Source organism: Cohaesibacter gelatinilyticus (genome assembly GCF_900215605.1).
GTDB lineage: Bacteria > Pseudomonadota > Alphaproteobacteria > Rhizobiales > Cohaesibacteraceae > Cohaesibacter > Cohaesibacter gelatinilyticus.
The window spans coordinates 685,763-711,553 of the sequence record NZ_OBEL01000001.1; the positions used below are offsets into that span (position 1 = coordinate 685,763).

The following is a 25,791-nucleotide window of genomic DNA, read 5'->3' on the forward strand; positions in this document are numbered from 1 at the left end:
CCTTTCAGCGGCATGCAGATTTGAAAGGTAAATCTGACAGCAGCATGTGAAAGGCGAGTTAAGAGCACAGCACAATTGTACGGCTCAAGTCGATGTTCGCAGATTAAACAATGGCAGGAATGAGTGAGGGTTTGCTTATTCCGCTCGAAGGCTGGTCAGCAATTGAGACATGATCTGCTCGACTGCGACAGAGGCTGGCAATTGTCCATTTTGGACCTGAGCCTCAACGTTAGATAGCAATGTTGTAACAGCCGGACTGTCATGAAGGAGGGCACGCATGCGATCTTCAACCATGGACCACATCCAGCGAACTTGCTGACCCGAGCGCTTGGCTTGCAATTCGCCTGTAGCATTCAGCTTTTGTTGATGGCTTTCCACCTGTTCCCACATCTTGTCGAGGCTTTCATTGGCAAGACCGGATATGGTCATGACGGGAGGTGTCCAGCTTGGGCTGGCCGGGGTCATGATATGCAGAGCAGCACGATATTCAGCAGCTGCTTTGCGGGCGCGCCGTGCACCGTCGCCATCCGCTTTATTGACGGCAATCATATCGGCAATTTCCAGAACACCCTTCTTGATACCCTGCAATTCATCACCAGCACCGGGAAGCATCAGAACCAGAAAGAAATCCACCATATCGGCAACGGTGGTCTCAGATTGACCGATGCCTACCGTCTCCACCAGAATGACATCGAACCCGGCTGCTTCACATAAGAACATGGTTTCGCGGGTGCGGGCGGCTACACCGCCCAAAGTACCAGCGGAAGGAGAGGGGCGAATGAAAGCGTTGCGATCAATGGACAACTGCTCCATGCGGGTCTTGTCACCCAGAATTGAGCCGCCCGTGCGGGTTGAAGAGGGATCTACCGCAAGAACGGCGACCTTCTTGCCCATGGCTGTCAAATTGGAACCCAGCTGATCAATGGTTGTCGACTTGCCGACGCCAGGCACTCCGGTGATTCCAACCCGATGTGCGCCACCGCTATGGGGTAAGAGGCGGGTCAGAAGATCATGAGCAATCGCACGATGGGCAGGCTTGCGGCTCTCGATCAGAGTGATGGCTCTTGCCAATGCTGCACGATTTCCATCCAGAATACGATGAGCCAGATCTTCGGCATTTAGGTTGGCAGGGGCCATGGGCATCATTCCTGTATTCGCTGAAGCAATGCATAAAGTCCGTGAGCTAATCTCACTGTTGCTCATAGCGCAGTTCACCCCGGATGTCTTGTCGCCATAAGGTTATGTGTGAACTGTCGCGATCTGCGAACAGAAATAATGACTTAATAAACCACTGACAAGGAGATTTGATCATTGATCGGATTCGGCAGGGTCAGGGATTTTTGAGGATCGCAACCATGTCCCTTTTTTAAGACTGCTTGCCCATCTTGTTGTTCAACCTGATAGGGTTCGAATGTCAGTCTTCCCGGATTGCCACCCTCTCCATTGACATCCATTTCCACTCGAAAACGGATCATGCCATCCACGAGACCGAAACCCTGAAGATTGGGTTCCATTGTGACCGCACCCTCGGAGACGATCTCATCACCATCCAGTAAGGTCACATGTAGACCATTGCACCAGTTTTGCGGCACTTCCCCTTCAATCACCATGGAACCGGCAAGCTCATCTCCTTCTTTTAAGTTACGTAGGTGTACCATGGCTGAGGAGAGCCCATTGGATGCATACGTATTGACTTTTAGTGCCTCCCCACCAAAGTTGGCGGCATAATCGGGCTGAAGACTGGTGGCGAAAATGGAGGAAGGGACATAAACGGAATAAGCGCCATCGGCCTCAGCACCTAAAAGGCCAGGATTGAAATAAAAAGTCAGGCCAGCAATCAATCCGTTTTCTGTTGAGGGAACCAGATTGAAGGTGGAAAGCTTCTCTTCTGTTGGGCTGAATTCTTTCAGCCAGGCATCTTGGTCAGGTGTGATGGATGATCCCAAACGCAGAGATTTCTGTCGGGCGATGTCGGCACGAATATAGGCGTTGAGCAAATCCAGCAATGCGCGATAATGATTATCATCCTGACTGCCCAACAGATCTTGCAATCCGATAACCTTTTCGCTCTCATGATCATAGGTGAGGGTATGAATGGATAATGTGCCGGATGCGTCACCAGTCTGTTGCTCTTCCTGCCAATAAAGGGACGAATAATGTGAAGATTGGAAGCGGTCTTCAACTCGTGAGCGCAATAGAAAAGGAGAAACGGAAAAAGCTGGAAGTTTGCTACGAACCTGACGCGATAGCTGCCAGAAGTCCAATGCCCGATTTTCCAATTCCGAGCGCAAAGCCAGATCCAATCCGGCTCGATGAACAATAGCTCCCGGCATCAGATAGGTAATGGTTGCATCCTTGGAATGCAGAAGAAAGGGCTTCAATGGACCTAATATGTTGGAGTTGGATTGGGATTGAATCGTAACGGTTTCTGGCTTGTTCCGCGTGTCATGAGTTGTTTCACCGGAGGTTGCATTGGCGGTGGATGAATTCGTCTGAGCCATTCGAGCAATATTGGATGATGGCTGGAATGTGAAGTCACTTGCGATCTGAGGAGCCGTAACATTGGAAATTGTGCTTTGAGCAGCGACGTCGAATGCAGTGGTCGCAAAAATGCCGACCAGACCAAGAGCCAAAATCCTGCATGACATAGTTTTAAGAGCTCGAGATTGTTGGCTCGGCATATTTATTTTGGTCCTATTGAACAACATCAGTGTCTTTGATGCATTCGCCATCATATTTACTTCCCTCTCATCCCCTAAAGGAAAGGATCAAGCCTGCTCAGTGTCAACGAGCTGGTGACCAAAGAATGCGCTGCAAGGTTGCACCACCCAGTTCCCTGTCGGCTGGCAGTCGATCAAATGGACCCGCATAACCCGAAATTGCAAAGACCAGCGATACAGACCGCGTGTTTTTGGCACTGCAAATTGCCATGCCACGCCACAAATTCTTGCCGACACGACATGCAGAACGAGGGAGCCCGGATTGTGAGAATGTCATGCCCAGGCGCTCCCCATTTGGCCCTGCAATAGCGTCTCCTACACCATGAACGACACCAATTTTCCCACTGGTTCCTTTGAAAACCTGAACCATTTGCAGACCGTCCAGAAAGGCCGCATATGTCCATTGGGTGCCATTCTCCCCGGCGGTTTGAATGGTCTCAATATTGTATCCGGGTAATGCAGCCCCGATTGCTTTGGGGCCATAACCGGTCTCGTCTCCCAGACCACCGACACCTTGATCGGTAACTTGCAGAACAGCAGCAGGTGGTGGTGCACCTGCCGGGTCGCTGAGAGGCGTCATTGAGGAGCCACAACCGGACAAAAATACTAAAATTCCCCCCAAAATTACTTTGGAAGCAATCCGAGACAGCGCACAAGGCATTGAAACGTCCATCTATCTATCTGTCACGCCGTCGACATACGGCGTTCCCATTTTGTTATTTCCAACATCTCAAAGGACGTAGAAAGAGCGGCAGAAGAACACTCTAATCAAAAAGGCGCAATAGCGGACTGCGCCAAATCAATTTCACAAAACTGATGTTTCTGCCAAATCGCACCGGATGAGACCCTAACACCCCATTGAAGGGAACGAAAGTGCTTGATTTGGGGTTTACAGGCAAATTGGAGATACCTGGGTTCTCGAGTTTGGTAACGATTTTTTCCCAATTTTGGACCGAAAGTGAAATTAAATAGCTGGATGTAAATAAGAATGATTTTCATTATTAAGTATATTTGAGAATGATTTTTAATTGTAAGTATATCTGTTGATTTTTACTTTTATTTCAGATTTTTGATTTTGTTTTTATTTTGAAAGGCATAGATTTGTCGAGAGGATCAGGAGCTGTTCCCATTTGGACCAAGTGAACAGACGCCAACAAAACAATGCGATAAATCGTTTAAGGAGCATAAAATGCTGAATGCCAAAGTAGCGGAAAAACTCAACGCACAAATCAATAGCGAACTGTTCGCCTCACATTTGTATTTCTCTATTGCCGCTTACTTCTCCTCCCGTGATCTTCCTGGAATGTCCTCTTGGTTTCAGGCTCATTCTGTCGAAGAGCATGAGCATGCCAAGAAATTGTTCGACTTCATGCAAAAGCGTGGTGCGCGGATTACAATTACTGAGCTTGAAGCCCCAAAAACAGAATTCACGTCGCCTACAGATGCCTGGGAAACGGCTTACAATCACGAGAAGCTTGTAACCGCAGCTATCCATGACATTTTCGAAGTGGCGGCAGAGGCAAAGGAATATGGTACCACGGCCATGCTGCAATGGTTCCTTGACGAACAGGTGGAAGAGGAAGACACCTTCCGCCGTAACTTCATGCTGGCAAAAGCTGCTGGTGATGATGAATGGAATTTGCAGGATCTGGATGCGCGTCTGGGAAGTCGTAACGCCTGATGTCTTTGCAGATAACAAAAGAGCTAAAAAGAAAATGGTCGGGCAGTGCCCGGCCATTTTCATGTTGCGATCATTTCAAAGCGAAAGAGCTAGTCTTTTGCCAGTGCATTCAGAACCCGAACCCAAGACCGAATGCCCTTGTGGTAGCTCTCAATGTTATATTTCTCATTGGGTGAATGGATATTGTCATCATCCAATGCAAATCCGATCAGCATGGAATCCATGCCAAGAATGTCCTTGAATTCTCCAACGATCGGAATAGAACCACCCATACCCATCATCACCGCATCCTTGTTCCATTCATCTTTCAGCGCCTCTGCGCCTTTCTTGAGTGGAGGGTAATCAGGTGAAAGACTGTGTGCCGGGCCTGCACCGTGGTCAAGAAACTCAACGCTACAATCAGCCGGCACCCGCTCACGAACGAAAGCACGGAAGGCTTCGCGAATTTTAAGCGGATCCTGCTTGCCAACCAAGCGGCAAGAAACTTTAGCCGAGGCTTTTGAAGCAATCACGGTCTTGAAACCATCACCACTATAGCCGCCAGTGATACCATTGAATTCGCAGGTGGGGCGAGCATTGACCAATTCATAGACGCTGTAGGCTGTTTCGCCAGCCGGTATCGAAAGACCTATATCACCGAGGAAAGCTTGCGCATCAAAGGGCAGGGCATCCCATTGCGCCTTCACTTCTGGTGTCAGCTCTTCAACACCATCATAGAAGCCCGGGATAGTCACGCGACCATTTTCATCATGCATGTCTGCAAGGATGTTGGTCAGGATTTTGATCGGGTTGGCTGCAGGCCCACCATACATGCCGGAATGCAAGTCGCGATTTGCTGCTGTGATTATGATTTCCTCGCCCAAGAGGCCCCGCAGCATGGTGGTTATGCTTGGGGTGGTAGGATCGAACATGCCAGTGTCGCAGACCAGCGCCAGATCTCTGGACAGTTCTTCCTTATTCTCATTCAGAAAGGGAACAAGGCTAGGAGAGCCGCTTTCCTCTTCGCCTTCAAAAAGGATGGAAACAGGGATGGGCAACTCGCCATTGATCGCTTTATAGGCGCGGCAGGCTTCCATGAAGGTTAGTAGCTGTCCCTTGTCATCGGACGTGCCGCGGCCAGTCATCACTTTGATGCCATTTTTCTCGACAATTTGAGGATCAAAGGGATCAGCATCCCACAGCTCAATTGGGTCAATCGGCTGAACATCATAATGGCCATAAAACAGCACATGCGGACCGGCTTTGCCTTCATTTCCCTCAGCATGACCAACCACCATAGGATGGCCAGGTGTTACGCGAACATCCGCTGCAATGCCAATTGTGTTCAGCTCGCTTGCAAGATGATCAGCTGTCTTGCGGCATTCTTCCTGATAAGCTGGATCTGTAGAGATGGATTGAAAGCGCACCAGCTCCTTCATGCGCTCGATGGAAGCATCGATATTTTCGTCGACATGAGCCAGAACGGCTTCAATATTGGACATGCAAGGATCCTTTGAATGGAGATCAATTGGCAGGAATTGAATATGAGTTGAACTTTAGCCTAACAGGGTGTTTGAGGCCGTACCAGACCCCAACCAAGGCTTCCACAGACAGGGTGAAAGAGCCAATGTGAGGAAATTTCGTAATGGTCTGGTTCTTGTAAGGAGCGCAAGTGTTGCAGATCATCAGGAGAGTTTGTCATCAATGCAATGATAGGGGGCGTTACTATGACATCCAAAACTGCTGCCTTACCAGAACTGACGCGTGACAATTGCGTCAACGAAACTTGCCCTTGGTCAGGCAAGGCGGTCTCAAGTGATAGCCTGACTTACTATCGTGGGCATGTGGTAGGCTTCTGCAATCCCGGTTGTAAAGACAAATTCGAAGCGGCAACCGAGGCATTTGATGCGCGCCTTGAGGGCATTTGACCGGCCTCAAGCATGCGACCATTATCGCTGCGTCGATGTGTCATAGCTATAATTGCGTAATTTCGAACTAATTGAATTTAAAATATGATAAAAAGGTCACGAAGATAGATGTGGCCTTTGGGACTGGGGGGTGCCCATCTGCAAGGGGATCGCATGATCTGTACCCAACCAGATCTTGTCATCTTGCGCAAATTTCGCGCAACTGGTCTCTTTGAAATACCCCCGCTCTAAGCCGTTTCCCAAAAGGCATCCATCTGTCTCGGTTCACTCATGACGAGAAAAGATGATAATGTCCGATTTGAAAGATGAGCTCATTCGCCCCTCTCGGCGAGATATGCTCAAATTGGCTGCAGGGTCTGGTTTATTAGCCAGTGTTGCTGCCCATTCTGGTGCGAGAGCGCAGACGAAAACCAAAGCCCATATCGTGATTGTCGGGGCGGGTGCCGCAGGGCTTGCTGCCGCCAATCGTTTGGCAAAGCGTCTCGATGGCGTGAAAATCACCCTGATTGACGCCCGTAAGCGCCATCTCTACCAGCCAGGTTTTACACTGATCGCGGCAGGGCTCAAGCCAGCCAACTACTCGGTTTCAGCAACGAAGGATTGGTTGCCCAATGGTGCAGAACTGATTGAAGAGGCTGTCGCTGAGTTCGATCCGGATGCCAACAAGGTGATCACCACCTCCGGTAAATCAATATCCTATGATTATCTGCTGGTTACTGCTGGTCTGAAACTGGATTTTGATGCAATTGAAGGCTTCGAACGTAACCTTATTGGCAAGAATGGTATCGGTGCTGTCTATGCGGGTCCGGAAGAGGCGGAAGCCACTTGGCGTGAGATGGATCGATTTACCGACACAGGTGGTATAGGTCTCTTCTATCGTCCGGCAACCGAGATGAAATGTGCCGGAGCACCACTGAAATATACGTTCCTGACCGATGACCGTGCACGCCGCAAAGGTAACCGTAGCAAGATCGAAGTGCATTATTGCGCTCACGGGAAATCCTTCTTTTCAGTGCCGATCGTCAATGAGAAGGTTCGTATGCTGTTTGAAGATCGAGATGTAAAATCGGTCTATCATCACGTGCTCAAGGCCATTGATCCCGGAAAGAAAATCTGCACCTTCTCCACTCCGGACGGAGATCAGGAGATGCCATATGATTTCACAAACGTGATTCCGCCAATGCGGGCTCCTGATGCAGTTCGTACCTCTCCCTTGGCTTGGCAAACAGGCAAATGGGCAGCAGACGGTTTTGTTGAGGTAGATAAATATAATCTGCGCCATGTGCGCTATTCCAATGTCTGGGCCATAGGTGATGTTGCGGGTGTTCCGAAAGGGAAAACTGCTGCGTCTGTAAAATGGCAGGTGCCAGTGGCGGTGGACCATTTGGTGGCCGATGTCGAAGGTAGGACCTCTGAGGAAGTTTACAATGGCTACACTTCTTGTCCGCTGATTACCAGGATCGGCCGGGCGATGCTGGTCGAGTTTGATTACAAGAACAACCTGACACCCTCCTTTCCTGGTGTAATTGCACCATTGGAAGAGCTTTGGATCTCCTGGTTGATGAAAGAAATTGCTCTCAAGGCCACTTATCTGGCCATGGTAAGGGGCCGGGCCTAAGGCCGGAGTAAGGAAACATTGCTATGAAAGAATTGACATTTTCCACTATGCTGGCTGTGTTTGAAGAGGTCTTCGGTATAGGCTTGTTCTGGGGTATGGTTGTGCTGGCGATCTTTGGATTGTTGGCTTTTCTGTTCGTGTTGATGCGCGAAAAAACAGTTGTATCAGCCCGCTTCCTGCGTTCCGAGATTATTGGTTTGATCGGTGGCTTTTTGGCCATCTGGTTTGTGCAGACCATTACTTCATCCGGTTATTCCGATATCGGAGGACCAATAGATCTGATTATTTTGTTTATGATCTGGTTGGCGGGTGCCATTGGAACAGTGATGGCAGCCTACACGGTGCAGGGGCTCTTTTTGTCTCATCAGAAGGGCAATGAAACAAAGTGACGAAGAGGTGGATAGTGTAAGCTTCCTCTCTTCAAAACAGTGAAAGGCTGGCAAAGAAATGAGGATCGTTGTCAGTCTTTTGAAGTTTTCCCTGACGTAACGGAAAATAGCGACATTGACCGGTCAAACCTACTTGCATTAGGCCATAGACTCTGCCTCTACTGATCTTGGACTAGCGCTCCAGTAAGGTGGGATAGTGGGTATGCTGAAAAGCAAGATAATTGGGTTTATCGACACCTTGAATTCAGCGCAAACGGAAGAAGAAATTTGGAAGGTAACAGAGAACTTCTTTCAAAATCGCGGTTTTGAGCGTGTTGTATATATGGACCTGCAGCCAGGTCGCCATGTAATGCACACCAATCTTCCTGATTGGTGGATGAGCTATTATCTGGCGGAGGGTTATGCAGAGCATGATGCGATCTTTGACTATTGCGGCTCTTCTTGTCAGCCGCAGGTCATTGGTCGGGAATTCTTGAATGAAAAGTTTCGGAACTTCACACCGATCCAAAGAAAGATCATTGAAGAAGCGGGAGATGCGGGCACCGTTGCGGGATTTATCTCCACGGTAAGGCCAATGGGTGATGATGGTATCGCTTGTTGGGCCGCCGCAGGTGATATGACCAAAGAGGATCTGCGCAGGATATGGCAGGAGAGCGGTGAAATCCTCAACTTGGTGACACATCTGTCCTACAACGCCATGCAAGCAAGAATAGGCTTTTCTGCGACACCTGAGCTTAGTGCTATCGAACGAAAGGTTATGCAGCAGCTGGCGAGCGGTTTCTCGCCAAAAGAAATTGCCTTGCGTATCAGCTTCAAGCCGGAAGAGGTCAATTACCATCTGGCAATGGCACAGCAGAAAATGGCCAATCAATCCAAGAACGGGGAATTGGCCAAAGTCTTCGCCAAAAGGGTGATTGGGTTTTGATTGAGTAGTTAGAGAAAAAAGACTTCCTCATCGGCGGATGCTCCGGAGCGACCGGGAGCAGTGCCTGCATCGAAGTTGTCATCAGTAAGGCTGGCCTCTTCTTCTGCCCAAGCCTCATCCAGACGGTCCTCCTTGGATTGAGCGTCGGAAGGTGCTGCTGGCGCTTTCCGTATTGTTCTTTCAGGCTGATCAGGCATGGCAGAAAGGCCTTCGGCAGCATTGGAAATGGAGTCGGTAGCTAAGCTGTCTTGCGCTTCATTTCTTTGTTGAGGAATGGGAGAAGCATCATTGCGTGCCTGTTTGGCTTGTAATGCAGGATCATCCGCAGCATCTGGCAAGGCGGGTAGATCTTTTTCTTCTTTTTTGACCGGTATAGACCATCCCAATTCCTCATCAGTAGGTGGAATATAGCGGGCTGCCAATTCCAGGTGTTTCCGCACCGTATCGGTAGAGGCAGGCAGAATAACCAGTGATGCAAATCCAAGGCGTCGCGCATTCAGAACATCTGCAGCAGTTGCCTTTTTGGAACACAGGATAAGACAGACGCCGCGACCACCTGCAAATTCTACTCCACGTGACGGGATGAGGACGTTGGCAATTCCAGCAGCACCATAAGATTCATCAACAAAAACAACGTCGGCCTGACCTGAACCAATGAAATGAGCCGCCTGCTTGATATCTTCCATGGAAGTAGGGTGATTGATCCCGCAGTTTTTCAGCAGATCAGCCCATAACTTGCTGTCATGGCGGCGGGGCGCAACGATCAAAACACTTAAATCTTTGACTGCCTTAAGGCGACGCATGAGCAATGCCCCACTTGTTTGACCAGCGATAGATGCACCACTTCTGACCCTGGTTTCTTTTGTATGCCTGAGAGCGCCTTTCATAAAAGAAAAGGCCGGTCCTAACAGACCGACCCATCATCCATGATATTTCCTTGCAATAGGTAAAAGTACAAATTGCATTTAATCTAAGGTAAACAAAATCTTACCGTTATATTAGAAACCACGCTTGAGACTTCCAAGAATACCTCTCACCAATGCTTTGCCCAAAGATGTGGCCACCGAACGAGCAACCGACTTCATCGCTGCTTCTGCCACGCTCTGCCGATTGGAGTTGCGTCTGCGGGTTGATTTGCGGCGGGAGGAGCGAGTGGGGCGATCATCGCGACCAAAGTCAGGCAGAGTGAAGCCCGTGCGTCCTTTACGCATGCGGCCCTTGTCCTCGCGTTGGCGGTCTTCCTCGGCACGCTGCTCTTCTTCTCGACGAGCCTTTTCCTCAGCTCGTTCTTTCAGGACTTCAAATGCACTTTCTCGGTCTTTTGGCTCATCATAAACGCCATAGACAGGACTGTTTTGGATGATTTCTTTTCGCTCAGCCTTGGTGAGAGGGCCAAGGCGAGAGCTTGGAGGGCGGATCAAGGTCTGCTGAACAATGGATGGTACACCCTTTTTCATCAGGGTTGAGACCAAAGCCTCTCCGACGCCCATCGCCATGATGGTCTCGCGGGTATTCAGGCCCGGATTTGGGCGGAAAGTTTCAGCAGCGACACGAACAGCTTTCTGATCACGCGGTGTAAAGGCACGCAGGGCATGTTGAATCCGGTTTCCCAGTTGTGAAAGAACGCCATCAGGAATATCAATCGGGTTCTGGGTTACGAAATAGACACCGACGCCCTTGGAGCGGATCAATTTGACCACTTGCTCGACTTTCTCAACCAGGATTTTGGGGGCATCATCGAAGAGCAGATGTGCTTCGTCAAAAAAGAAGACTAGACGTGGACGATCTCTGTCGCCAACTTCAGGCAATTCTTCGAATAGTTCAGACAAAAGCCAAAGCAGGAAGGTGGCATAAAGGCGAGGGGACTGCATCAGTTTGTCTGCCGCCAGTACATTGACCATTCCACGACCATCACGTGTCGTACGCATCAGGTCCATGATATCCAGAGCTGCTTCCCCGAAAAAATGTTCGGCACCCTGTTGTTCAAGGACCAGCAATTGTCGCTGAATTGCCCCGATGGAAGCTGTGGAGACGTTGCCATAGGCGGTGCTCAGTTCTTTCCGGCGCTCTTCCATATTCACCAGAAGCGCGCGCAGATCTTTCAGATCCAACAGCAACAAACCTTCATCGTCGGCCAGTTTGAAGGCTATGTTCAATACGCCTTCTTGTGTAGCATTCAAATCCATCAGACGAGATAACAACAAGGGACCCATATCGGAAATGGTCGTGCGGATGGGATGACCCTGTTCGCCGAAAAGATCCCAGAAGATGGCGGGCATGGCTTCATATTTATAGTCATCGGTAAAGCCGATGGTTTCTGCGCGTTTGGCAAGGAAATCCTTTGGTTCACCCGCTACGGCCAGACCGGACAAATCACCCTTGACGTCCGCACAAAAAACCGGAACCCCAGCAGCAGAAAATCCTTCAGTCAGGATTTGAAGTGAGACGGTCTTGCCTGTGCCTGTAGCACCTGCGATCAAGCCATGTCGGTTTGCCAGTTTGAGATTGAGATATTCTCCCTGACTGGATTGGTTGCCATCTTTATCGGTAAGGAAACTTGTCCCCAAATAGACTTGTCCGTCTTTAAGCATTCCGCCCTCTATTCTTTTCTCGCACAACCAAATGACTTCTATTCGCCCATCTTCTGATTTGAAGACTGTCGCCCCTTACAAATCAAATGCGTCCAAAAGCCCTTCCCATCCAATAAACAATGCTGTCGATGATGCCTTATTTTCTTGCTCATTCACACTGTGTTCAGGCATCATTGATTAGAAAAAAACAAGTTATACAAGTCTTTTCAAGGCAGAAATCGATCTATGGAAGCACTGACAAGCAAATGATACGCTAGGGTAGATATCATAAAAGTGCTATGAGAGATTGCCAAAGCAAAGATCATAGGTTGTCACCTTTGCTGCCAGGTGGAAAACTGCTTGAAAGCAAGAAAGAACCGAATCGGGAGACGATTATGGACGAGATTATTGAACGTATTGCCTCGGCTGCTGGCATTTCACCTGACATCGCCAAAACCGCAGTGCAGATCATCCTCAAATTCCTGAACAAGGAAGCACCCGATGACAAAATGAGCATTCTGTTCGATGCTTTACCTGGTGCCAGCGATCTGGTGTCAGAGGACGAGGGCTCCAGTGGCGGAGGCTTGCTGGGAGGTTTGATGGGCTCAATGGGCGGTATGGGCGGTGCCATGGCGGCTATGAATGAGCTGAACTCTGCGGGCCTCGACATGGGTCAGGTTCAGTCGGTGGCGTCCGAGTTGATTGGAGCAGCCAAAGAAAGCGTAGGTGAAGAAGTGGTCGATGAGATCGTGTCTTCAGTTCCTGGTCTTAACCAAATTATCTAATCCATTCTAGAAAGCGGCCTGATGGTCGCTTTTTTATTTGAAATCCGGCCCTGTCGCATATGGGCTGTTCGTCGTAAAGGAGGAACGAATGTCATCTTATCCGATCGCAAAAATCGAAGGTATTGGCCCGACTTATGCGGAGAAACTAAAAACTGTTGGAATTTCCAATACCGGAGCTTATCTGGAAAAAGCCAAAGATCCTGCAGGTCGAAAGGCGCTGGAAAAAGAGACCGGCATTGACCATAAGCGTATTCTGAAATGGGCCAATATGGCCGATCTGATGCGGATTAATGGTGTCGGTGAAGAATATTCCGAGCTTCTGGAAGCTGCTGGCGTGGATACGGTCAAGGAATTGCGCAATCGCAATGCCGCAAATCTGACTGTTGCCATGAAAGAAGCCAATGATGAGAAGAAGCTTGTGCGTCAGGTTCCAGCACAGGGCAATGTCGAAAAGTGGGTTGCCGAGGCAAAAGAACTGACGCCAATGATGACATACTAAGCCATGAAGAGCTGGCTAGTGTGTCAGACAATGGTGGACTGAATAAGGGCTCTTGCCAATTGCCGGCAAGGGCCCTTTTGTTTGGCCGAACTTGGTCATACAACCAATTCTGATAGAATGGACACCCATTCATTTGCAATATCATACCGACGTAAGCCAACCATCGATAATGCGGGGAGGATTAGTTCCTGTTGCGGCCTCTGCCAGATCCCTGACCACGTCCACCACCGCGACCGAAGTCAGCAAGAGTGACATCGCCATCATTGTTGCGATCCATTCGAGCCAACCAAGGTTCGGTCTGATCTACAAATTCCTGCTCTGTAACTGTGCCATCTTGATTGAGGTCATTAAAATCCAAGCTCATGCCTACCATGGCTCGCTTATGGCCAGCTCCTTCTTCCGCGGCCTGATCTTCCTGACCTTCCAGAAAATCTTTGAATTCTGCATCATCAATCAGTTGATTGTCATCGCCGTCCAAGGCAGCAAACAGATCGGCACGGCGTTCTTTGGCCTCGAGTAGGCTGACAATGCCATCTTCATTGCTGTCCCATCCGGCCATGAAGGCCGGCATATAATCGCTATCAAAGGCTCGGCCTTGGCCATCTTTTCGACCCCGGTTTTTTCCCTGCTTCATGCCGAGGCCTTGCCCCATTCCTCGGCCTTTTTTGTAAGGCTGGCCTTGTTCCACCATTTGTCCATAACCCTTGCCCTGACCTTTCATTGCGGGGCTGTTCCCCTGACCATACGCCAAGGTGATTCCACCCAAAGCAATAGCGAGAACAAGGACAGTGAGAGGAGTGGTAAGTTTGAGAGTTTTCATGACATTAGCTCCTGTATTTGTATGTATGAATTTTAACACATACAGGGCGTTTAAAGGCTCCAAACGGTATTACAAGAAAAGTTGATCCCAGCTATCGTGTAATCAATTTTATCAGATCAGTTTATCGATACGTTTGGTTACATTTACAAGGGGTATGGAATGGCATAAAGGTTAGTAACGCTACTGAACGGGCATATTTGGAAGTTGGAAAATGCAGGCACAGATGCGCTGAACCAGGGCGGAACAACGCCGATAACACAGCAACAATCGAGCCAATATTCAATTTATGGTGAACCAGTCGTCTAGCTCAGTTCGATCTGCCCATAACGTACGGCTTCAATAACTGTTTGCGTCTTGTTGGAAGCTTGTAGCTTTTCAGATGCATTTTGAAGGTGGGCATGAACCGTGCGTTGAGAAATACGCAGCTCTTCAGCAATATGGTTGGCAGTTTTACCCTGAGCAGTTAGCGCAAGGACATGACGTTCCCGATTGGACAGTTCCCCGGAGCGTGTTTGTTCAACCCGGCGAGCGCTATCCAATTCGAACATCGTGACCTGGCATTGACAGCTCAGGAAATACAAGTCCGGTTCTGACAATCTCAATGTCTCACCCGCAGCAATGATAGCCATTTGCACACGATTGAACCGATGAACATGAATGCCGATTATATTGTTTAAGCTTTTTTGATCTGCCGGATTTTCTGCCAATATCTCGATCAATCGAGACACCTCCAGCCAGGATTGAGCTTCTTCATATCGCCAGAGCTGCGGTGTGGCTAAGCCAGCGATCTTGCGCAAAAGAATGTCGCTACCGAGTATATCGCAAATATCACAATTGTCTGACTCCGAGCGACCCCATTGATTGCGATAGATCAGCTCGCCAATTGCCTTGCCGGGCAATGGTAAACCCGTGATCAATATATGCTGGGCCCCTTTATGCCTCAATATTGCACAGACATAATCGAGAAAACCGGTCAAGTCTTCAGGTTTGTGTTCTATCAGAGCTGTCACTGGCAGCTCATCCTTGATGTCTACTTGCTGGGACATGATTTGCTTTTCTTGTTTATGTCTTTGCGAAAGTGCCAGATATGAGGAAGGTGGGATAATGAAGGTGGGTGTCTAATCAGGGTCTTAAGAAGTCTCCACGAACCAAGGCAGCCTGAATGGGTTGATGAAAGCACGCCCTCCAACGTGCGGCGTTACGATGACGTAAAGAGAATTTTCGAGCAACAAAAACTAGGCGATCCAACCCAATTAATTGTTTTTATACAGATTAATCCAAAAGCTTTTCACGGAATATTGTTAAAGTTGACAGGGCTGAGCAAGAAATAATCTGTCTTGGTGAGATCCGGGATTGCTCGTGGAAGAGTGCAAGCTTCCCTAACGAGAGTTTTGATTCGCGTCGTTTGGTCTAAAATCGACATGTAGTCGTGAAATTACGAAAATTGGCCAGATGGCTTATGCATATCGCCATTTGACGGGCTTGCGGTGCCCTGTTTGTCGGCTTAAACCCTAGATCAGAGATTTATTATGTGGCGGAGCTGATGTCGAAAATACGTGCTTATCGTCGCGAGAGAATTGAAAAAGGCGATGGCCGCTTAGTGATTGTATCCACAATTGCATGAAAAACAGTGTGCTTGCCCCGGCGTATGGAAGCGGACCTGCGTCTCAGATAGGAGCAAATAGAATGAGCGACGCTCTAAAGATCTCGGATACCTTTCCTGGTTATTCGCGCAAAGATTGGCAGGATATGGCGGAAAAAGCCCTGAAAGGAGCCCCGCTGTCCCGTATCTCCACGAAAACGGCCGATGGTCTGGTAATTGATCCGATCTATGGTCGCGGCGAGGGTAAGGCCCCTATGGCAATGCGTTCAGCACAAGCTCCTTGGGATGTCTGTCAAAAAATGGATCATCCCGACGCTGCAAAAGCCAATGAGCAAGCATTGATCGACTTGAATAATGGAACCAACATGTTGGCCATTCCATTTGCAGGTTGTTTGTCAGCACGTGGTTATGGACTTCAGGCTGATACAGAAACCCTTTCCAAGGCTCTGGATGAGGTTCTGCTGGACCTGATAAAAATTCGTCTGGAAGGCGGAGTGACTGGGCGTATCGCAGCCAGCGCATTTGCAGATGTTGTTGCACAACGTGGCTATGAACCAGAAAATCTATCTGTTTCCTTTGGTCTTGATCCGATTGGTGCTTTTGCGTCTACCGGCATTTTGGCTCCAAACTGGCCAGAGCGCGCAGCAAAGATGATCGAGAGCATCAAGGAACTGAAAGAAAAAGGCTTCAAAGGTCCGTTCATCACTGTTGATGGTCGCCCTTATCACGATGCTGGTGCAACCGATGCGCAAGAACTCGCAGCGGTGTTGGCATCTATCGTGGCTTACTGGCGTGTACTGGAAGAAGCTAGTTTTGACGCATCAGAGGCATTGCCTCTGATTGATGTAACCTTGTCAGTCGAAGCGAACCAGTTCGGTTCATTGGCCAAGATCCGTGCCATGCGTCATCTCTGGGCGCGTTTGTTACAGGCTTCTGGTATTGATTTTATTCCACTTGCAATTCATGCGGAAACATCTTGGGCGATGATGAGCCGTCTGGATCCATGGGTAAATATTCTCCGTGTGACAACAGCGAGTTTTGCAGCCGGTGTTGGTGGTGCGGATAGTGTCTCCATCTTGCCACATACCGCCGCTTTGGGGTTGCCTGATGGGTTTGCCCGCCGCATCGCTCGTAATCTGCAAACTCTTCTATTGGAAGAATCCAACCTCTACAAGGTAACTGATCCTGCTGCTGGTTCCGGCTTCGTTGAAAACCTGACGTTCGAGATCGCCCAACAAGCCTGGAGTATGTTCCAGTCGGTCGAGAAAGCTGATGGAATGATTGCTTCACTTGAGGCTGGACTGATTGCTGAATGGGTTGCTGAGGCCAATGAGGGCCGTGCCAAGCTTTTGGCCAGCCGCAAGAATGCACTGACGGGTGCCTCTGCTTTCCCTGATATTCATGAGGCAGCTGTTGAGGTGGAAACAGTTTCCTCTGTTTCGGCACCAGAATTGGCCAAAGAAGGCATTACTTGTCCCGCACTGAAACCTCAGCGCCTTGCCGAGCCATATGAAGCTCTGCGTGAAGCAGCCAAGGTCGCTGATAAGGCTCCATCCGTGTTCTTCGCCAATATGGGCAAAATCGCTGATTACACTGCGCGAGCTACCTGGGCGAAGAACTTCTTTGAGGCTGGTGGCGTTGCTGCTCAGTCTGATCAGGGCTTTGAAAACTCAGATGCAGCCGTCGAAGCCTTCAAGAACAGTAAAGCTGAGATTGCTTGTCTAGTGGGGTCCGATGCTCTGTATGAAGAGTTCGGAGCAGACTTTGCCAAATCACTGAAAGAAGCCGGCACCAAAATGGTATATCTTGCAGGACGTCCTAAAGACCTGATGGATGCTCTGAGTGCCGCCGGTGTCGATGCTTTTGCCTTCGAAGGCTGTGACGTATTGGCCGAGCTTTCCAGAATTCATGCCGAGCTGGGCATTCAACCAGTGGCTCAAGGCTAAGGAGAAAAGTGATGACCAAGATCCCTAATTTTGCCGACATCGCTTTTGAAGCGGTCAGCCCTGCAGCAAACGGTTCCGACGCGGTCTGGACCACGCCAGAAGGCATTGATGTAAAAGCTTCCTATAATGAAGCCGAGATCAAGGATCTCGATTTTACCAATAGCTGGCCTGGTTTGGCTCCATTCGTACGTGGTCCTTATCCGACCATGTATACCCAGCGGCCCTGGACTGTGCGCCAATATGCGGGCTTCTCTACGGCGGAAGATTCCAACGCATTCTATCGCCGTAATCTGGCTGCGGGTCAGAAGGGCCTATCCATCGCTTTCGATTTGGCGACACATCGTGGTTATGATTCCGATCATCCGCGTGTGCCAGGCGATGTTGGTATGGCTGGCGTGGCGATTGACAGCATCTATGACATGCGCACGTTGTTTGATGGTATCCCGCTCGACAAGATGTCTGTCTCCATGACAATGAATGGTGCCGTGCTGCCGGTGATGGCTCTGTATATCGCTGCGGCGAAAGAGCAGGGCGTTAGTGAAGACAAGCTGTCCGGCACTATTCAGAATGATATTCTGAAAGAATTCATGGTGCGGAATACATATATCTATCCGCCAGCACCATCCATGAGGATCATCTCGGATATCTTTGCTTACACATCAGAGAATATGCCGAAATTCAACTCCATCTCGATTTCCGGCTATCATATGCAAGAAGCCGGGGCAACAGCTGATCTTGAACTGGCTTATACTATTGCAGATGGTATCGAATATATTCGTGCTGGTGTTGCAACCGGTCTGGATGTCGATGCTTTCGCGCCGCGTCTGTCCTTCTTCTGGTCCATCGGCATGAATTTCTTCATGGAAATTGCCAAAATGCGCGCGGCGCGCCTGTTATGGTCCAAGCTGGTGAAGGAAGAGTTTGGTCCAAAGAATGCCAAGTCCTACAGCTTGCGCACTCACTCCCAGACTTCCGGCTGGTCTTTGACCGCGCAGGATGTCTTCAACAATGTAGGTCGCACAGCAATTGAAGCCATGGCGGCAACGCAGGGTCATACCCAGTCTCTTCATACCAACGCACTGGATGAAGCGCTGGCGTTGCCGACCGATTTCTCTGCTCGTATCGCTCGTAACACCCAGCTCTTCTTGCAGCAGGAAAGTGGCACAACCAAAGTTATCGATCCTTGGGGTGGTTCTCATTATATCGAGAAGCTCACCCATGAGCTGGCCGAAAAAGCTCTGGCGCATATTCGTGAAGTTGAAGAACTTGGCGGTATGGCAAAAGCCATCGAAGCCGGTATTCCGAAACTGCGTATCGAAGAAGCTGCAGCGAAAACCCAGGCTCGTATCGATAGTGGCACGCAAACCGTTGTCGGCGTGAACAAATACAAGCCAGAAAACGAAGCAGCGATTGATGTTCTGCAGGTGGACAATTCTGCCGTACGTCAGCAACAGCTCGATAAGCTCAAGCGTCTGAAGGAAGAGCGAAACCAGGCAGAAGTTGATGCGGCTTTGGACGCATTGACCGAAGCATCCAAGAACGGTACCGGCAACTTGCTGGACCTGTCAGTCAAAGCAGCGAGTGTAAAAGCAACGGTCGGTGAAATCACCTTTGCCATGGAAAAGGTCTTTGGCCGCCATCGCGCCGAGATCAAGTCCATTTCCGGTGTCTATCGTCAGGAGGTCGGACAAATGTCTGATGCTGTTCAGAAAGTCCAGAAAATGGTTGAGGAGTTCGAGGACAATGACGGTCGTCGTCCTCGTATTCTGATCGCAAAAATGGGTCAGGATGGTCATGATCGTGGTCAGAAAGTGATTGCCTCTGCTTTTGCTGATCTTGGTTTCGACGTTGACATCGGCCCATTGTTCCAGACACCGGAAGAAGCTGCTCGTCAGGCGGTGGAGAATGACGTGCATATCGTGGGTGCGTCTTCATTGGCTGCCGGTCACCTGACCTTGGTACCAGCCTTGAAGCAATGCCTGAAAGACGAAGAACGGGAAGACATCATGATCGTAGCGGGTGGCGTGATCCCGCCGCAGGATTATGATGCTCTCTACGAAGCCGGGGCCTCCGCCATCTTCCCTCCAGGAACTGTGATCGCTGAGGCAGCCGTGGATCTGCTGAAAGAACTGAACCAACGTCTCGGTTATCAGACAGCAGCAGTTGAGTAAGCGAGCTTTTTGGGTAAACATGCAACAAAGCCGGGCTTTTTGCCCGGCTTTTGTCTTTGGTAAAACGCATTGACAATGCTCGAGCCCTTGTTTCCAGAAATATCTTTGTGTGAAAGCCGTGTGGATTTTTCAGAAATATGTTCTAACTGGCTGTTTTTTCCAATTTTTCTTGTGTAGTCAAATGATCGGAACTTAGATCAGCCAAGCTGACAGGGCGCCCAATATAATATCCCTGAGCCTCGTCACTTCCCATTTTTCTGAGTTCATTGAGCTGTGCTTGATCTTCTACTCCTTCAACCAGAATTGAGATGTTGAGATTCTTTGCCAACTGGATGGATGCATCAACAATAGCCCGCGATTCATAGCTGCTCGTCATGTCGTCAACAAATGAGCGGTCGAGTTTTATCTTGTCGAACGGAAAGGTCTTCAAAACCTCGAATGATGCATATCCTGTACCGAAATCATCCAGCGCAATCTTGACGCCAAGAGACTTGATTTTATGCATCAGTTCCATAGCTGTGTTATTTTCCTGAATAAGGGCTGTTTCAGTAATTTCCAACTCCAATCGCTCGGCAGCCAGTTTATTTTGGACAAGCGCCTCGCGAATGATATGAGGCAGGCTTTTGTCGAGGAGTTGTATGGCCGAAATGTTGACAGCTATACAGGATCCATCTGGAAGATGCGTAACGTCACTGCAAGCCTGAAAAATGGCCCATTTTCCAAGCTCGTGAATAAGCCCGCTTTGTTCAGCTAGCATGATAAATTCATCGGGGCGGATGGAACCCAAGGTTGGATGATTCCAGCGGGCAAGGGCCTCGTAACCGATTATTTGGCCCGACTTCAGATCAATTTGTGGTTGATAAAAAAGATTTAGGCTTTTGACTTTCAGTGCGACTTCCAGATCGCGAACGAGTTTTCGTTGACGGCGAATTTTCTCTCCCAGCTTATCGTTGTAATGAACAATATTGGTTATGGCGTTCATTTTTGCGGCTTCAATTGCGAGGTGAGTATTACGAACCAAGCTGCGATAATCCCGGCCATTTTGCGGGTAGCTAGCCACTCCCAATGCGCAATTGATGGTAAGGTTGGTCTCTCCAATCTTAAGCTTGGTATCCAGCGATGCTTTTATCTCGTCAACAAGAGCAAAGGTATGCTCGTGATCAGGGCTTGGGACCAGAAGGCAAAATTCGTCACCACCAACACGAGTGATATGGGCGCGTTTGCCTGCCAATTCCCTTAAGTGATTAGCAAGAAATATCAGGACGTTATCACCAAAGAAATGGCCTCTATAGTCATTGATTTCCCTGAATTTTTTCAGACTGATACCCAAAATGTAGAAGGGTTTCCCGGTCTTGATATATTTTGACAATTCCAGATCGAAGGCAGAACGGTTGGGTAGACCAGTCAGGCGATCTGTGTTCGAAACCTCTGCAATTTTTTTGTTTGAGTCGCTGATCCGGTCATTGTCAATACTGTAGCTGGCGATACCGACGCCCATTACCAGCAAGCATAAAACTGAAACAAGTCCGCCGACGACAATTAGGGAACTGTCATTCAGGCTGGGATCAATACCTGGCATCGGCGTCACCTGAAACGCTGTCATTCCAGTGAAATGCAAGCTTACGATAGATAGAACCAAAGCCAAAATGGATTTTGTAAGTATCGATCTGTTGGTTGGGCGTGCAGCGATTTGCATGGAAAGTGCAGCCAGCACAATGGCGAGCAGAACGGATATTAGGACATAGGTACGGTCCCAGGAAACCAGACCATCAACATGATAGGCCATCATGCCCGTGTAATGCATCGCTGAAATAGTAAGACCGATCGCGAAGCCCCCTGCAATGGGTGCGAAGGGGTGCTTCATACCTATCGTGATCCAAGTCGATAGATAGATACCAACTATCGCGATAAGAACTGATAGAACAGTGAGAACCAGATCGAAATAATAAGGCGCGTCAACCTCATATCCAAGCATCGCAATAAAATGAGTGGCCCAGATAGATGATCCGCCAGAAACTGCGGTTAGAAAAAACCATCCATGACGACCATAACTTTGTGCTTTTTTTGCTTTGTTCATGGATTTGATGGTGATCGTTGATCCTGCAAAGCAAAATAGTGCAGCAATAATTACCATCCATATATTATGACTATAAAATATACATCCAATAACTTTCACGACAAATTCCCGCCTGTGACGTTCTTGACCTGAAGGTTATTATATATAGTGATAGGTTAATTATAAATGATATGGGGAGTTTGTTTTGTTTTGGTCATGGATACATAAATAAAATGTATTTAATAGCAGGTTGATCTGGTTTCGATGCTTACCCAAATTTGCTCATGGTTGGAGATTGAGTGAAAAAAGCTCCCGCGAGTTTTTGCAAAAAAACAAGTCATGGAATTTTTCAGGAACCCAACTGGCGGCTAGATCAAGCAGGCTGGCATCACAGGGATAATCTTCGCTTCTTGCTGCCATATTGTGAGGGAAATTTGTACCCCAGATAATGCGCTCCGGAGCGTGTGTGGCTATCACTCTGGCCACTGCACCAATATCACGATAGTCAGGCCCACCGGAGTGCGAGGATTCGTAGCATCCTGCAAATTTGAACCAGCAATTGCCTTTATCAATCAACCTCTTCAAGGTATCAATCTGGGCGCTGTCAGGCTTGACACCACAGAAAAACTTGCCGTGATGATCAATGACATAACGGCTTTTGATATTGAGCAACCGTTTCTCATGATGGCAAATATTACTGCCATCAAATTGAACTGCCATCGCCAGATCGAAACAATGGCAACGAGTGTCTACACCTTCAAGATATTTCAATCCGTAGGCTCCGCCGGGAAGGTCCATAATGCGGGCGCCTACAATGCCGTTATCGCGCAATTGGGTGATTTGGGCATCACTCATATCCTCGGAAATGGCCGCGACACCAGCTGCACGAGTGCCCACCCGGCGTAGAACTTCAAGAAGACAGTCATTGTTACGTTGGTAGGCATTGGCGACAGTCACAATGAAATTATCGACGCCGAGCCAGTCACAAACGCTCAAATAATCAGAAATATCCGGCGGGTCAGGAGGCAAGGCGGGACCGTCTTCCTGTCCTTCAAATTCCGGCAGGTAGATGTGTAGTTGGGAATCAACGGAACCTTGAGGAAGAATTGTTTCAGGTTTTGCTCCTGTCAGTTTGCGCTTCAACATCTCAATCATTCTTCAGGCGCCATTGTGAAAGGGCACCATGATCAATCTCAATGCCGAGACCGGGTCCGTTGGGAATGTGAACAATGCCATTTGTATGCTCAAGTGGTTTGGTGACGATTGCCTGTCGAAACGGGTTTTCAGTCCGATCAAATTCCAGAATGGGTTCTAGAGCGCTTGGGCGAGGAGGATTTGGCGGAAGCGCTGCCATGAATTGCAAGCTGGCAGCGATCTGAACGGCGGTGCCCCAAACATGCGGAATGACACGGACGCCATGCAGGGCTGCCAGATCGATAATGCGACGGCCTTCTGTAAAACCGCCGGTACCACAAATATCTGGCTGTAAAATATCGACCCGGCGTTGTTCTATCGGATCCTTCATCCCCCAACGCCCATGCCAGGTTTCACCTCCGGCAACCGGAATCGGCTGTCGGGCCTTTACTTCCGAATAAGCGTCCAGCAGCTCCGGCAAGACAGGTTCTTCAAACCAATCCACTTTGTAATGAGCTGCCCGTCGACCGACCTCAATGGCTTCCAGTGCATCATAACCATGATTGGCATCGATCATCAGGCGCATGTCGGGACCGATGGCTTCTCGTACAGCAGCAATGACTTGCAGGTCTTCCTCGACATCAAAGCCGATCTTGATCTTGACCGCATGGAAACCTTCCTTGCGATAACAAGCTACTTCTCGTGTAATATCTGCTACACGGTCCACACCATCCTTGCGGAAGGAGCCGGTTGCATAGGCTTTCACGCTTTCCCGGAACCGCCCACCCAGAAGGGTAGAGACAGGAACATCAAATTGTTTGCCCTTGATATCCCACAGCGCAATATCAATGCCTGAAAGAGCGGTAACCGTAAGGCCGCGTTGTCCTTGATCACGTAGAGCATTATAAAGCTCAATCCAGATCTTCTCGGTCTCAAGAGGATTCCGGCCAATCAACATTGGTGTGTAGGCTTGAACCACAGAGGCATTGGGCAGTGCAGGCCCGAGGCATTCCCCCCATCCGGTCAAGCCATTGTCGCACGATATCTCCACCAAAACATGTTGTCGACGGTCAAACCTGGCCGAGGCGCTTTCAAAGGCAGTTTCCAATTTGAAATCCAGAATGTGGGTCTGGACGGATATAATCTTCATGATTGATGTGCCTCGATCAGAGCGGCTAATGCAGCCGTCTCTTTTTCTGTAAGATCAGTCAATGGTGAACGGACTGGACCGACATCGAAACCTGCGATGCGAACGCCTGCCTTTATGGCGGACACTGCATAGCCACGTTTGCGATCGCGAATTTCCATGAAAGGATAAAAGAAACTTGCCAGCAAATCTTCGCATTGTGCACGTTCATCCTTACGTAACGCATTGTAGAATTGTTGAGCCAGTGCAGGAACAAAATTGAATACTGCAGATGAATAGGTAGTGAAACCAGCACCAAGATAAGCCTCCGCGAACAATTCTGCGGTGGGCATGCCGCCGAGATAGGTCAGACGATCGCCAGCCAATGCGGTTACCTTCCTGACTTCGCCGATATCACCTGTTCCGTCCTTGAAGCCAATCAGATTTGGGCATACATCGCAAAGACGTAAAAGTGTTTCTGTCTCCAATACCGTAACACCGCGATTATAGACCATCACGCCTATGCCCACCGCATCGCAAACCGCCTTCACATGATGATAAAGGCCCTCTTGAGGAGCATCGATCAAATAGTGTGGGAGCAGAAGAATGCCGTCTGCTCCGGCTTTTTCTACTGAGCGCGCCAACTCGACAGCCATGTTGGTGCCATATCCGCAACCGGCGATGATGGGGGTATTTCCAGCACTCGCTTTGGCACTTGTGACGATTTCCGGGACCTCGTTGGGAGAGAGCGAGAAGAATTCGCCAGTTCCTCCCGCTGCAAAGAGTGCGCTTGCGTCAAACCCGGAAAGCCAATCCATATGTTTTTCGTAAACAGCCCGATTGAAGTGTCCGCTTTCGTCGAAGGGTGTCACCGGAAATGACAGTAAGCCGGCACCTAGGGCCTTTTTGAGCAATTGTGGATCCATATCCGATATCTCCATTCGAATAAATATTGGAAATTAGCATATGGGTCAGTGAAAAATTGTCAATAACTTATCATACAAATTTTATAATTCATCTGAGCAATTCACGATATCGATTGCTTCCGCCTTCCAGGTGCAGGCGCATTGCGTCGCGGGCGCCTTGTTCGTCCTGAGATGAGATTGAGAGCGCAATTTTATCATGTTCTGCAACGATTTGCTGTAAGTATCTGCTGGTGGCTACCTCTTTATTGCTGGAGACCAATTGTTGGCGCGGAATGATCTGGTTTCCCATCATTTCAAGAAATTCAGGAAAGCGTTTGTTGTTTGTGGCGTCGGCTATTGCCTTGTGGAATTCGAAGTCTGCCTTGACGGTTAATGCGCCTTTTTGTGCAAGTTCCTTCATGTCATTACATGCTTCCAAAATAGCTCCTTCCTGGGCTGGAGATCGGCGCCTGGCCGCCAGGGCCGCAGCTTCAATCTCGACCGCCATGCGCAATTCCAGTACTTCTATAATCGATGATATCTTATTGGGAATAAAGGATTTTAACATATTATTGGAGGGCATGGATTGGCTGATAACAAAAGCTCCGGCACCTTGTCGTGTTTCGACCAATCCATCGGAGCGTAGAGAGGCAATGGCCTCGCGAACCACGGTACGACTTACTTTATATTCCTCTGTAAGGGCGGCTTCGCTGGGAAGTTTGGTTCCCAATTGAAAGGCGTCACTGAGGATTTCCTCACGTAGGGACGCGGCTAGATTCTGTACCAAATTGGCTCGTCCGCCTTGAGGTTTTGCAGGGCGTTGTTGCTCTTCGGTCTTTCCCATGATGTGCTATCATTTCTTCTCAGGTTGTTGGTTGTTTTTTGATGATACCTCAAAATGAGTCAAAATGGCATTGACAAAAGTTGTCATATAAA

General features: G+C 49.0%; 22 protein-coding genes. 9 read left to right on the forward strand and 13 right to left on the reverse strand.

Translation table 11 applies throughout. The features are described from left to right. Window positions 1–135: 135 nt before the first annotated feature. The 3 genes from meaB to CRO57_RS03050 form a co-directional block, all read right to left on the reverse strand. A complete protein-coding gene (gene meaB / locus CRO57_RS03040) occupies window positions 136–1,143 on the reverse strand; it encodes a methylmalonyl Co-A mutase-associated GTPase MeaB (RefSeq protein ID WP_425291271.1) in 1,008 nt (335 codons plus the stop codon). Window positions 1,144–1,280: 137 nt separating this feature from the next. Next, the gene (locus CRO57_RS03045) at window positions 1,281–2,648 is read right to left on the reverse strand and encodes an RsiV family protein (protein WP_141401166.1); all 1,368 of its coding nucleotides are present in this window, start codon (window positions 2,646–2,648) and stop codon (window positions 1,281–1,283) included. Between the two features lie 136 nt (window positions 2,649–2,784). Continuing rightward, entirely contained in the window at window positions 2,785–3,300 is a 516-nt protein-coding gene (locus CRO57_RS03050) for a DUF1131 family protein (RefSeq protein ID WP_210200738.1), read from the reverse strand. 609 nt (window positions 3,301–3,909) lie between these two features. Here CRO57_RS03050 and CRO57_RS03060 point away from each other — a divergent pair. Then, on the forward strand, window positions 3,910–4,401 hold the full coding sequence (locus CRO57_RS03060) for a ferritin (RefSeq protein WP_097151917.1): 492 nt from the start codon (window positions 3,910–3,912) through the stop codon (window positions 4,399–4,401). Window positions 4,402–4,490: 89 nt separating this feature from the next. Here the strand turns inward: CRO57_RS03060 and CRO57_RS03065 are convergent, their stop codons facing one another. After that, window positions 4,491–5,882, reverse strand: a complete 1,392-nt coding sequence (locus tag CRO57_RS03065; protein ID WP_097151918.1) for a M20/M25/M40 family metallo-hydrolase — start codon at window positions 5,880–5,882, stop codon at window positions 4,491–4,493. Window positions 5,883–6,107: 225 nt separating this feature from the next. Between CRO57_RS03065 and CRO57_RS03070 the strand changes: the two genes are divergently transcribed. From CRO57_RS03070 to CRO57_RS03085, 4 genes are all read left to right on the forward strand, one after another. Next, complete coding sequence (locus CRO57_RS03070) at window positions 6,108–6,308, forward strand: eL24 family ribosomal protein (protein ID WP_097151919.1); 201 nt, start codon at window positions 6,108–6,110, stop codon at window positions 6,306–6,308. A gap of 289 nt (window positions 6,309–6,597) precedes the next feature. Next, on the forward strand, window positions 6,598–7,926 hold the full coding sequence (locus tag CRO57_RS03075) for an NAD(P)/FAD-dependent oxidoreductase (protein WP_210200739.1): 1,329 nt from the start codon (window positions 6,598–6,600) through the stop codon (window positions 7,924–7,926). 23 nt (window positions 7,927–7,949) lie between these two features. Beyond that, window positions 7,950–8,315, forward strand: a complete 366-nt coding sequence (locus CRO57_RS03080; protein WP_097151921.1) for a DUF5368 domain-containing protein — start codon at window positions 7,950–7,952, stop codon at window positions 8,313–8,315. 202 nt (window positions 8,316–8,517) lie between these two features. Beyond that, window positions 8,518–9,240 carry an autoinducer binding domain-containing protein gene (locus CRO57_RS03085; protein WP_097151922.1) on the forward strand — a complete coding sequence of 241 codons (723 nt, stop codon included), beginning with the start codon at window positions 8,518–8,520 and terminating at the stop codon, window positions 9,238–9,240. Window positions 9,241–9,248: 8 nt separating this feature from the next. On the opposite strand, the gene CRO57_RS03090 is transcribed toward CRO57_RS03085, so the two are convergent. Both CRO57_RS03090 and CRO57_RS03095 read right to left on the reverse strand, forming a co-directional pair. Continuing rightward, a complete protein-coding gene (locus CRO57_RS03090) occupies window positions 9,249–10,043 on the reverse strand; it encodes a hypothetical protein (RefSeq protein ID WP_141401167.1) in 795 nt (264 codons plus the stop codon). Between the two features lie 195 nt (window positions 10,044–10,238). Then, window positions 10,239–11,831 carry a helicase HerA-like domain-containing protein gene (locus tag CRO57_RS03095; protein WP_097151924.1) on the reverse strand — a complete coding sequence of 531 codons (1,593 nt, stop codon included), beginning with the start codon at window positions 11,829–11,831 and terminating at the stop codon, window positions 10,239–10,241. A 374-nt stretch (window positions 11,832–12,205) separates the two neighbouring features. Here CRO57_RS03095 and CRO57_RS03100 point away from each other — a divergent pair, with 374 nt between their 5' ends. After that, window positions 12,206–12,595 (forward strand): DUF2267 domain-containing protein, encoded by a 390-nt coding sequence (locus CRO57_RS03100; RefSeq protein WP_170955928.1) that lies wholly within the window; start codon window positions 12,206–12,208, stop codon window positions 12,593–12,595. A gap of 88 nt (window positions 12,596–12,683) precedes the next feature. Beyond that, complete coding sequence (locus CRO57_RS03105; protein ID WP_097151926.1) at window positions 12,684–13,094, forward strand: DUF4332 domain-containing protein; 411 nt, start codon at window positions 12,684–12,686, stop codon at window positions 13,092–13,094. A gap of 181 nt (window positions 13,095–13,275) precedes the next feature. On the opposite strand, the gene CRO57_RS03110 is transcribed toward CRO57_RS03105, so the two are convergent. Together CRO57_RS03110 and CRO57_RS03115 are read right to left on the reverse strand one after the other, a co-directional pair. Beyond that, entirely contained in the window at window positions 13,276–13,914 is a 639-nt protein-coding gene (locus CRO57_RS03110; RefSeq protein ID WP_097151927.1) for an EF-hand domain-containing protein, read from the reverse strand. Window positions 13,915–14,216: 302 nt separating this feature from the next. Next, window positions 14,217–14,960, reverse strand: a complete 744-nt coding sequence (locus CRO57_RS03115; RefSeq protein WP_097151928.1) for a helix-turn-helix transcriptional regulator — start codon at window positions 14,958–14,960, stop codon at window positions 14,217–14,219. A 640-nt stretch (window positions 14,961–15,600) separates the two neighbouring features. On the opposite strand from CRO57_RS03115, the gene CRO57_RS03120 reads away from it, so the two are divergent. Both CRO57_RS03120 and scpA read left to right on the forward strand, forming a co-directional pair. After that, window positions 15,601–17,463 carry a methylmalonyl-CoA mutase subunit beta gene (locus tag CRO57_RS03120; RefSeq protein ID WP_170955929.1) on the forward strand — a complete coding sequence of 621 codons (1,863 nt, stop codon included), beginning with the start codon at window positions 15,601–15,603 and terminating at the stop codon, window positions 17,461–17,463. 11 nt (window positions 17,464–17,474) lie between these two features. After that, entirely contained in the window at window positions 17,475–19,634 is a 2,160-nt protein-coding gene (scpA, locus tag CRO57_RS03125) for a methylmalonyl-CoA mutase (RefSeq protein ID WP_097151930.1), read from the forward strand. 142 nt (window positions 19,635–19,776) lie between these two features. Here scpA and CRO57_RS03130 read toward each other — a convergent pair whose 3' ends face one another. The 5 genes from CRO57_RS03130 to CRO57_RS03150 all read right to left on the reverse strand — a co-directional run bounded on the left by CRO57_RS03130 (window position 19,777) and on the right by CRO57_RS03150 (window position 25,699). After that, window positions 19,777–21,768, reverse strand: coding sequence for a putative bifunctional diguanylate cyclase/phosphodiesterase (locus tag CRO57_RS03130; protein ID WP_097151931.1), 1,992 nt, complete (start codon window positions 21,766–21,768; stop codon window positions 19,777–19,779). A gap of 204 nt (window positions 21,769–21,972) precedes the next feature. Further along, window positions 21,973–22,845, reverse strand: coding sequence for an amidohydrolase family protein (locus tag CRO57_RS03135; protein ID WP_244579998.1), 873 nt, complete (start codon window positions 22,843–22,845; stop codon window positions 21,973–21,975). Further along, the gene (locus tag CRO57_RS03140; RefSeq protein ID WP_097151932.1) at window positions 22,838–23,974 is read right to left on the reverse strand and encodes a mandelate racemase/muconate lactonizing enzyme family protein; all 1,137 of its coding nucleotides are present in this window, start codon (window positions 23,972–23,974) and stop codon (window positions 22,838–22,840) included. Before CRO57_RS03140 ends, CRO57_RS03135 begins: the two co-directional genes overlap by 8 nt. Beyond that, window positions 23,971–24,876: a 5-dehydro-4-deoxyglucarate dehydratase gene (gene kdgD, locus CRO57_RS03145; protein ID WP_097151933.1), complete on the reverse strand. Its 906-nt coding sequence runs from the start codon at window positions 24,874–24,876 to the stop codon at window positions 23,971–23,973. Before kdgD ends, CRO57_RS03140 begins: the two co-directional genes overlap by 4 nt. An 88-nt stretch (window positions 24,877–24,964) precedes the next feature. Beyond that, window positions 24,965–25,699, reverse strand: coding sequence for a FadR/GntR family transcriptional regulator (locus CRO57_RS03150; RefSeq protein ID WP_097151934.1), 735 nt, complete (start codon window positions 25,697–25,699; stop codon window positions 24,965–24,967). Between the last annotated feature and the right edge of the window lie 92 nt (window positions 25,700–25,791).

What these genes read in the sequence shown, in the direction of transcription:
- CRO57_RS03070 (WP_097151919.1), top strand. Translation starts at nt 6,108, where the DNA reads ATGACATCCAAAACTGCTGCCTTACCAGAACTGACGCGTGACAATTGC.
- CRO57_RS03120 (WP_170955929.1), top strand. Translation starts at nt 15,601, where the DNA reads ATGAGCGACGCTCTAAAGATCTCGGATACCTTTCCTGGTTATTCGCGC.
- CRO57_RS03100 (WP_170955928.1), top strand. Translation starts at nt 12,206, where the DNA reads ATGGACGAGATTATTGAACGTATTGCCTCGGCTGCTGGCATTTCACCT.
- CRO57_RS03095 (WP_097151924.1), bottom strand. Translation starts at nt 11,831, where the DNA reads ATGCTTAAAGACGGACAAGTCTATTTGGGGACAAGTTTCCTTACCGAT.
- CRO57_RS03140 (WP_097151932.1), bottom strand. Translation starts at nt 23,974, where the DNA reads ATGAAGATTATATCCGTCCAGACCCACATTCTGGATTTCAAATTGGAA.
- CRO57_RS03080 (WP_097151921.1), top strand. Translation starts at nt 7,950, where the DNA reads ATGAAAGAATTGACATTTTCCACTATGCTGGCTGTGTTTGAAGAGGTC.
- kdgD (WP_097151933.1), bottom strand. Translation starts at nt 24,876, where the DNA reads ATGGATCCACAATTGCTCAAAAAGGCCCTAGGTGCCGGCTTACTGTCA.
- CRO57_RS03060 (WP_097151917.1), top strand. Translation starts at nt 3,910, where the DNA reads ATGCTGAATGCCAAAGTAGCGGAAAAACTCAACGCACAAATCAATAGC.
- CRO57_RS03105 (WP_097151926.1), top strand. Translation starts at nt 12,684, where the DNA reads ATGTCATCTTATCCGATCGCAAAAATCGAAGGTATTGGCCCGACTTAT.
- CRO57_RS03050 (WP_210200738.1), bottom strand. Translation starts at nt 3,300, where the DNA reads ATGACGCCTCTCAGCGACCCGGCAGGTGCACCACCACCTGCTGCTGTT.
- CRO57_RS03110 (WP_097151927.1), bottom strand. Translation starts at nt 13,914, where the DNA reads ATGAAAACTCTCAAACTTACCACTCCTCTCACTGTCCTTGTTCTCGCT.
- CRO57_RS03150 (WP_097151934.1), bottom strand. Translation starts at nt 25,699, where the DNA reads ATGGGAAAGACCGAAGAGCAACAACGCCCTGCAAAACCTCAAGGCGGA.
- scpA (WP_097151930.1), top strand. Translation starts at nt 17,475, where the DNA reads ATGACCAAGATCCCTAATTTTGCCGACATCGCTTTTGAAGCGGTCAGC.
- CRO57_RS03085 (WP_097151922.1), top strand. Translation starts at nt 8,518, where the DNA reads ATGCTGAAAAGCAAGATAATTGGGTTTATCGACACCTTGAATTCAGCG.
- CRO57_RS03130 (WP_097151931.1), bottom strand. Translation starts at nt 21,768, where the DNA reads ATGGTAATTATTGCTGCACTATTTTGCTTTGCAGGATCAACGATCACC.
- CRO57_RS03090 (WP_141401167.1), bottom strand. Translation starts at nt 10,043, where the DNA reads ATGCGTCGCCTTAAGGCAGTCAAAGATTTAAGTGTTTTGATCGTTGCG.
- CRO57_RS03075 (WP_210200739.1), top strand. Translation starts at nt 6,598, where the DNA reads ATGTCCGATTTGAAAGATGAGCTCATTCGCCCCTCTCGGCGAGATATG.
- CRO57_RS03135 (WP_244579998.1), bottom strand. Translation starts at nt 22,845, where the DNA reads ATGATTGAGATGTTGAAGCGCAAACTGACAGGAGCAAAACCTGAAACA.
- meaB (WP_425291271.1), bottom strand. Translation starts at nt 1,143, where the DNA reads ATGCCCATGGCCCCTGCCAACCTAAATGCCGAAGATCTGGCTCATCGT.
- CRO57_RS03065 (WP_097151918.1), bottom strand. Translation starts at nt 5,882, where the DNA reads ATGTCCAATATTGAAGCCGTTCTGGCTCATGTCGACGAAAATATCGAT.
- CRO57_RS03045 (WP_141401166.1), bottom strand. Translation starts at nt 2,648, where the DNA reads ATGTCATGCAGGATTTTGGCTCTTGGTCTGGTCGGCATTTTTGCGACC.
- CRO57_RS03115 (WP_097151928.1), bottom strand. Translation starts at nt 14,960, where the DNA reads ATGTCCCAGCAAGTAGACATCAAGGATGAGCTGCCAGTGACAGCTCTG.